Genomic DNA, 7,129 nt, shown 5'->3' with positions numbered 1-7,129 from the left:
GTGCTCACCGTAGGTGATGAAGATCTTGGTGCCGAACACCTTGTAGCTGCCGTCGGGCTGCGGCTCGGCGCGGCTGCGCACCGCCGCCAGATCGGAGCCGGCCTGCGGCTCGGTCAGGTTCATGGTGCCGGTCCACTGGCCGCTGACCAGCTTTTCCAGGTAGATGTTTTTCAGGTCGTCCGAACCGGCCGTGATCAGCGCTTCGATCGCGCCATCTGTCAGCAGCGGGCACAGCGCGAAGCTCATGTTGGCGCTGTTGAGGATTTCGCCGCAGGCCGCGCCGATGGTCTTGGGCAGGCCCTGGCCGCCGAAGTCCACCGGGTGCTGCAGACCCTGCCAGCCGCCCTCGGCGTACTGCTTGAAGGCCTCTTTGAAACCGGGCGTGGTGGTGACCTGGCCATCCTTGAACCACGACGGGTTCTTGTCACCCTCGAAGTTCAGCGGCGCGATCACACCTTCGTTGAGCTTGGCGCACTCCTCCAGCACGGCCTGCGCGGTCTCCAGACCGGCGTCCTCAAAACCGGGCAAGGCAGCCACCTGGTCGATGCGCGCCAGGTGCTGAATGTTGAACAGCATGTCTTTGAGGGGGGCCACGTAGCTCATGGAAGGTCTCCGGTGTTCGAGTACAGATACAAAAAGGGCATCGCGAACGATGCCCTGGGGCTCAGAAACGGCTTACAGCGCTTTGACCAGCTCCGGCACGGCCGTGAACAGGTCGGCTTCCAGGCCGTAGTCGGCCACGCTGAAGATCGGGGCTTCGGGGTCCTTGTTGATCGCCACGATCACCTTGGAATCCTTCATGCCGGCCAGGTGCTGGATGGCGCCGCTGATGCCGCAGGCGACATACAACTGCGGTGCCACGATCTTGCCGGTCTGGCCGACCTGCAGGTCGTTGGGCGCGTAGCCCGCGTCCACCGCGGCGCGGCTGGCGCCGATGGCGGCACCCAGCTTGTCGGCCAGCGGGGTCATGACTTCGTTGAACTTCTCGCTGCTGCCCAGCGCACGGCCACCGCTGACGATGATCTTGGCCGCCGTCAGTTCGGGGCGGTCGTTCTTGGCGATCTCGCTGCCCAGGTAGGCGCTCTTGCCGCTGGCGGCGACGGCGGTCACGGTTTCCACGGCGGCCGATCCGCCCTGGCCCGCGGCGTCGAAGCCGGTGGCGCGCACGGTGATCACCTTGGTGGCGTCGCTGCTCTGCACAGTGGCAATGGCGTTGCCGGCGTAGATCGGGCGCTCGAAGGTGTCGGCGCTGATGACCTTGCTGATTTCGCTGATCTGCGCGACATCCAGCTTGGCGGCCACGCGCGGGGCGACGTTCTTGCCGGCGGCGGTGGCGGGGAACAGGATGTGGCTGTAGTTGCCGGCGATGGCCAGCACCTGGGCGGCAACGTTTTCGGCCAGGCCGTGGGCGAAGCCCTCGGCGTCGGCGTGGATCACCTTGCTGACGCCGGCGATCTGCGCGGCGGCAGCGGCGGCGGCGCCGGCGTTGTGGCCGGCCACCAGCACATGCACATCACCCCCGCAAGCAGCGGCGGCGGTGACGGTGTTGAGGGTCGCGCCCTTCATGGAGGCGTTGTCGTGTTCGGCAATGACGAGTGCGGTCATGACGTGAATTCCTTGAAATCAAATACGGATCGAATGAGGTGTCCTGGTTCCAGGAACCCGCGGAACTGGCTTGGCCAGGCCGCAGGGTTCGCCCCCCTGGGGGTGACGCCGCAGGCGGCGCGGGAGGGTCAAATCACCTTGGCTTCGTTCTTCAGCTTGTCGACCAGGGCGGCCACATCGGCCACCTTGATGCCGGCACCGCGCTTGGCGGGCTCGGCCACCTTCAGGGTCTTCAGACGCGGGGCCACGTCCACACCCAGGTCCTCGGGCTTGACGGTTTCCAGCGGCTTCTTCTTGGCCTTCATGATGTTGGGCAGCGTCACGTAACGCGGCTCGTTCAGGCGCAGGTCGGTGGTGACGACAGCGGGCAGCGTGATCTCCAGGGTTTCCAGGCCGCCGTCGATTTCACGCGTGACCTTGGCCTTGCCGTCGGCGATCTCGACCTTGCTGGCAAACGTGGCCTGCGGCAGGTCGGCCAGCGCGGCGAGCATCTGGCCGGTCTGGTTGGCATCGTCGTCGATGGCCTGCTTGCCCAGGATGATCAGGCCGGGCTGTTCCTTGTCCACCAGGGCCTTGAGCAGCTTGGCCACGGCCAGGGGCTGCAGTTCGGCATCGGTCTCGACCAGGATGGCGCGGTCTGCGCCGATGGCCATGGCGGTGCGCAGGGTTTCCTGGCACTGCGCCACGCCGCAGGAGACGGCGATGACTTCGGTGACCACGCCCTTTTCCTTGAGGCGCACGGCTTCTTCCACCGCGATCTCGTCAAACGGATTCATGCTCATCTTGACGTTGGCGATGTCCACGCCAGTGCCGTCGCTCTTGACGCGCACCTTGACGTTGTAGTCCACCACGCGTTTGACGGGGACGATGACCTTCATGTTCGGTTGCTCCTGATGAATGAAAAAGGCGGGTTGAAACGGGTGCCCGAGTTGACGTGCACGTCAACTCGGGATTGTAGGTCTCTGGCGAGCACCACGACATTTTGTACTGTTCGCGAGGAAGGAAGCGCAAAAAATCGAACGGTCGTGCTTTTTTCTGATTATAGAGGAAGAGTCCGCATGATCAACAATGCCCCTGCATCCGTCTGCCGTCGCGACGACAAAGCAAGGGAAATCCCTAAAACCAACCAATCGGTCGGCTAATTCGGGTAAGTCTGGAGGGGCTCGGCACGGGTATTCGCCTATAGTGAACTGGAGCCGGTTGCTTATATTGAGTAACCATTTCCATTCCCCAGGAGACCCGGCATGACCTTTCGCTTTGCAGCCACCGCTGCCTTCGCATCGACCCTCTTGATGGGCGCTGCCGTCCAGGCCCAGACGGTGTTCACCGTGTCCAGCTGGCTGCCCCCGACGCACACCCTCAGCCAGGCGCAAAAGAGCTGGTGCGATGCCGTGGAAAAAGACAGCGCCGGCCGCCTGAAATGCAACATCCTGCCCAAGGGCGTGGTGGCCGCGCCCGGCACCTTCGACGCGGTGCGCGATGGTCTGGCCGACATCTCCTACACCGTGGACGGCTACACACCGGGCCGCTTCATCAACACCCAGGTGGCCGAATTCCCCTTTCTGGGCGACAGCGCGGTGCAGACCTCGGTGGCCTACCAGCGGATCTACAGCAAGTACTTCGCGCCGCTGGGCGAGCACCGCGGCGTGAAGGTGCTGGGCGTGTTCACCCACGGCCCCGGCATCATCTTCAACAGCAAGAAGCCGGTGACCTCGGCGGCCGACGCTTCCTCGCTGAAGTTCCGCATCGGTGGCGGCAACATCAACGAACTCTCCAAGGCCATGGGCTGGAACACCACGCTCAAAGCCGCGACCGAATCGTTTGAACTGCTGTCCACCGGCGTGATGGACGGCACCTTCTTTCCCGACGAATCGGTGGCCTCGTTCAAGCTCAACATGATCAAGCACGCCACCACCTTCCCGGGCGGCCTGTACAACACCAGCTTCGTGTTCATGATGAACCCCGACAAATACAAAGCCCTGTCGGCACAGGACAAGGCGGTGGTGGACAAGCTGTCGGGCGAATACGTGGCGCGCCTGTTTGGCGCTGGCTGGGACAAGGTGGATGCCGCCAGCCGCGACGGCGCCCAGAAGGCACAGGGCGTGGCCCGCATCCAGGCCGACAAGGCCTTCATCAAGGCAGTGGCCGACAAGCAGGACTACCTGGAAACCAAGTGGGCCGCCTCGACCATGGTCAAGGGCCTGAAAGATCCGAAGAAGGTGCTGGCCGAGTTCCGCGCCGAGATCAAGAACGTGAAATAAGCCGCCGTCAGCCGGGCGCAAAGCGCCGCGCGCAGGCTCAGGGGCCGATGGGACTGCCGGGAGGCGGCTCACCGGCCCCTTCACATGCAGAAAGCCCCTATGCACAAATCGATCGACCGGTTGCTGTACTGGTCCGCCGGCATCATGGCTGCCATGGCCCTGTTTGCCATCATGTGGCTCACCGTGGTGGACGTGGTGGGTCGCAAGTTCTTTGACCACTCGGTGCCTGGTGGGCTGGAACTGACCGAGATCCTCATGGTGGTCGTCATCTTTGCCGCGTTGCCGCTGGTGTCGTGGCGCAGCGAGCACGTGGTGTTCGACACCCTGGACGCGTTCATTCCCGATTGGCTTCGGGGCCTGCAGGCGCGCCTGATCCACCTCGTGTGCGCCGGGGTCTTCGCGTTTCTCGGGCGGCTCATGGTGATGCGCGCCGAGCGCTTCGCGGAATACGGTGACACCACCGTGCACCTGGCGCTGTCCATCGCGCCGGTGGCCTGGCTGATGGCGGTGCTGCTGGTGCTCACCGGCATTGCCCACCTGCTGCTGTTCTTCATCGGCGCACCCGCCACAGGGCACACCCACCACGCGCCGGAGGGCTCCGCATGATCGCCGCGCTGCTGGGTTTCCTGGCCGTCTTCGGCTTGGCGTTCTTGCGCGTGCCGCTGGCCGTGGCCATGTCGGTGGCCGGTCTGGCGGGTCTGGGGCTGATGCGCGGCTGGCAACCCGCCTACGCCAGCACCAGCCAGGTGATCTTCGAGACCGGCTTTCACTACGTGCTGTCGGTCATCCCCCTGTTTGTGCTGATGGGCAACTTCGTCGCCCGCGCCGGCATGGCCAAGGAACTGTTCAACGCCGCCAACGCCTTCGTCGGCCACAAACGCGGCGGTCTGGCCATGGCCAGCATCATTGCTTCGGGCGGTTTCGGCTCGATCTGCGGCTCGTCCATTGCCACCGCCGCCACCATGACGCGCGTGGCCTACCCGGAAATGAAGGCGCACGGCTACAAGGACACGCTGGCCACGGGCGCCATCGCCTCGGGCGGCACGCTGGGCATCCTGATCCCGCCGTCCACCATCCTGGTGATCTACGGGATCATCACCGAGACCGACATCGGCAAGCTGTTCATTGCCGGCATCCTGCCCGGCATCGTGGCCATCACCTGCCTGTGCCTGGCGGTGGTCTTCGTGACCTGGAAAGACCCGTCCGCCGGCCCGCCGGCCGAGCGATTCACCTGGCGCCAGCGCCTGACCGCGATCCGCGGCATCTGGGGCGTCGCCCTGCTGTTCGGGCTGGTCATCGGCGGCATCTACGGCGGCGTGTTCACCGCCACCGAAGGCGCGGGGGTGGGCGCGGCGGGCGCCTTCCTGTTCGCCCTGCTGCGGGGCACGCTGCGCCCGAGCGTGCTGCTGGACATCCTGGTGGAAAGCACGCGCACCACGGCCATGCTGTTCATGATCCTGATCGGCGCGATGATCTTCACCAACTTCATCAACTTCACCAGCATGCCGGGCGATCTGCGCGATTTCGTGCTGCAGTTCAGCCCCAACCCCATCATGGTGGTGATCATGATGATGGTCATCTACCTGGTGCTGGGCATGGTGATGGAAGAGCTGTCCATCGTGCTGCTGACCATTCCGGTGTTCTTCCCGGTCATCACCGGACTGGGCTTCGACCCGGTGTGGTTCGGCATCCTGATCGTGACCATCGTCGAGATCGGCATGATTTCGCCCCCGGTGGGGCTGAACCTGTTCGTCATCAATTCGCTGCTGCCCAATGTGAACCTGGGCGTGATGTACCGCGGCGTGTGGCCTTTCGTCGCCGCCGACATCGTGCGGCTGTGCATCCTGATCGCATTCCCGGTCATCTCGCTCTGGTTGCCGGGATTCATGGGTTGAGCCCGGGGCTCAGGCCCCGGGTTTCATGTGCACGATGCGCTGCGGGAACGGGATCTCGATGCCGTTCTCGCGCAGTGCGCGCAGGATGGCCATGTTGATGTCCGAGCGCAGGTTCAGCTGCCCGTTTTCCGGGTCGGCGATCCAGTAGCCCAGCGTGAACTCCAGGCCGTCGGCGCCAAAGGCCGACAGCGCGGCGTTGGGTGCCGGGTCCTTGAGCACCCGCTCCTGCACCTGCGCAGCGTCGGCCAGCAGGCGGCGCACCAGTTCCACGTCGCTGTCGTAGGCGACGCTCACCACGGTGGACTGCCAGACCTTGGCGTCGGCCAGCGACAGGTTTTCCACCCGGTTGGTGATCAGGATTTCGTTGGGCACGATGGACTCGCGCCCGGTGGCCGAGCGGATCACGGTATAGCGCGCCTTGATGTCGCTGATGCGGCCCTCGAAGTTGTCCACCTTCACGTTGTCGCCGATGCGCATGCTGCGTTCGGCCAGGATCACGAAACCGCTGACGTAGTTGGCCGCCAGCTTCTGCAGACCCAGGCCGATGCCCACGCCCACCGCACCGCCCAGCACCGACAGCGCCGTGAGGTCGATGCCCACGGCCGAGAGCGCAAAGATCAGACCGAAGAACATGAGCACCGCACGCGTGGCGTTGCTGATGGCCTTGCGCAGCGAGAGCTCGCCGCCCACGGCGGACCGGAGCAGGCGGGATTCGATGGCGGCCGAAATCCAGAGCGTGACGATGAGCACCGCGCCCGCCGTCAGCGCCCCTTCGATCAGGGTGCGCAGGCTCAGCGTGGAAGCGCCCACCTTCCAGTGGATGTCGTCGAGTTCCTGCAGCACCAGCGGCAGCAGGCCACTGACCCACAGCACCATCGCCCCCCAGGCCAGCCAGGAGATGGTGCGCTCCAGCGCGCGCACCCAGGGCGCCGCGGTGAAGGCGGCCTGCAGCACCTTGACCCCCAGGCGGATCACCACCAGCGACACCAGCACCGGGATGGCGACCTTGAACACCGCCAGCGGCACCACGTTCAGCAGCGCCGCCCGCGCGACATAGCCCAGCACCAGCAGCAGCAAGGGGAACAGTGCGCCGTCGAACACCCGGCGCCCGAACAGCACGGACGTCGGGGCGTCCTGCATGCCCAGGGCCCGGCGCAGCAGCGCCGCCAGCGCCCAGGCCAGCAGCACGCAGGTGGCCAGCGCCCCGAATTCCAGCCACACGGTCGGCTGGGTGAAGCCGGCCAGCCAGGCCTGCAGGTCGTCAATGGGGGGCGGGGTCGTGGAAAGTGAAACGGTCGAAGTCATGGGGGAATGATGCAACACCCAAAAAAACGAACCGGCCGAGACCGGCCGGTTGTGCAGAGAGAT

General features: G+C 65.1%; 7 protein-coding genes. 3 read left to right on the top strand and 4 right to left on the bottom strand.

Going from position 1 to position 7,129, the window contains the following annotated elements; genetic code table 11:
• The 3 genes from RMP09_RS01545 to RMP09_RS01535 form a co-directional block, all read right to left on the bottom strand.
• A partial coding sequence (locus RMP09_RS01545; protein ID WP_310564250.1) for an acyl-CoA dehydrogenase N-terminal domain-containing protein occupies positions 1-603 on the bottom strand: 603 nt, incomplete at its 3' end.
• Between the two features lie 72 nt (positions 604-675).
• A complete protein-coding gene (locus tag RMP09_RS01540) occupies positions 676-1,605 on the bottom strand; it encodes an FAD-binding protein (RefSeq protein ID WP_310564249.1) in 930 nt (309 codons plus the stop codon).
• 128 nt (positions 1,606-1,733) lie between these two features.
• Positions 1,734-2,483, bottom strand: coding sequence for an electron transfer flavoprotein subunit beta/FixA family protein (locus tag RMP09_RS01535; protein WP_310564248.1), 750 nt, complete (start codon positions 2,481-2,483; stop codon positions 1,734-1,736).
• 366 nt (positions 2,484-2,849) lie between these two features.
• Here RMP09_RS01535 and RMP09_RS01530 point away from each other — a divergent pair, with 366 nt between their 5' ends.
• From RMP09_RS01530 to RMP09_RS01520, 3 genes are all read left to right on the top strand, one after another.
• The gene (locus RMP09_RS01530; protein WP_310564247.1) at positions 2,850-3,866 is read left to right on the top strand and encodes a TRAP transporter substrate-binding protein; all 1,017 of its coding nucleotides are present in this window, start codon (positions 2,850-2,852) and stop codon (positions 3,864-3,866) included.
• A gap of 99 nt (positions 3,867-3,965) precedes the next feature.
• The gene (locus RMP09_RS01525; protein WP_310564246.1) at positions 3,966-4,472 is read left to right on the top strand and encodes a TRAP transporter small permease; all 507 of its coding nucleotides are present in this window, start codon (positions 3,966-3,968) and stop codon (positions 4,470-4,472) included.
• Complete coding sequence (locus tag RMP09_RS01520; protein ID WP_310564245.1) at positions 4,469-5,761, top strand: TRAP transporter large permease; 1,293 nt, start codon at positions 4,469-4,471, stop codon at positions 5,759-5,761. Before RMP09_RS01525 ends, RMP09_RS01520 begins: the two co-directional genes overlap by 4 nt.
• 9 nt (positions 5,762-5,770) lie before the next feature.
• On the opposite strand, the gene RMP09_RS01515 is transcribed toward RMP09_RS01520, so the two are convergent.
• The gene (locus RMP09_RS01515) at positions 5,771-7,066 is read right to left on the bottom strand and encodes a mechanosensitive ion channel family protein (protein ID WP_310564244.1); all 1,296 of its coding nucleotides are present in this window, start codon (positions 7,064-7,066) and stop codon (positions 5,771-5,773) included.
• Positions 7,067-7,129 lie beyond the last annotated feature (63 nt).

Source organism: Hydrogenophaga sp., from assembly GCF_031426985.1.
Taxonomy (GTDB): domain Bacteria; phylum Pseudomonadota; class Gammaproteobacteria; order Burkholderiales; family Burkholderiaceae_C; genus Hydrogenophaga.
Note: the sequence above shows the minus strand (reverse complement) of the source record. Positions and strands in the feature narration are given on the sequence as shown.

Coding starts and splice junctions, on each gene's coding strand:
- RMP09_RS01515 (WP_310564244.1), bottom strand. CDS start 7,066: ATGACTTCGACCGTTTCACTTTCCACGACCCCGCCCCCCATTGACGAC.
- RMP09_RS01525 (WP_310564246.1), top strand. CDS start 3,966: ATGCACAAATCGATCGACCGGTTGCTGTACTGGTCCGCCGGCATCATG.
- RMP09_RS01535 (WP_310564248.1), bottom strand. CDS start 2,483: ATGAAGGTCATCGTCCCCGTCAAACGCGTGGTGGACTACAACGTCAAG.
- RMP09_RS01540 (WP_310564249.1), bottom strand. CDS start 1,605: ATGACCGCACTCGTCATTGCCGAACACGACAACGCCTCCATGAAGGGC.
- RMP09_RS01530 (WP_310564247.1), top strand. CDS start 2,850: ATGACCTTTCGCTTTGCAGCCACCGCTGCCTTCGCATCGACCCTCTTG.
- RMP09_RS01520 (WP_310564245.1), top strand. CDS start 4,469: ATGATCGCCGCGCTGCTGGGTTTCCTGGCCGTCTTCGGCTTGGCGTTC.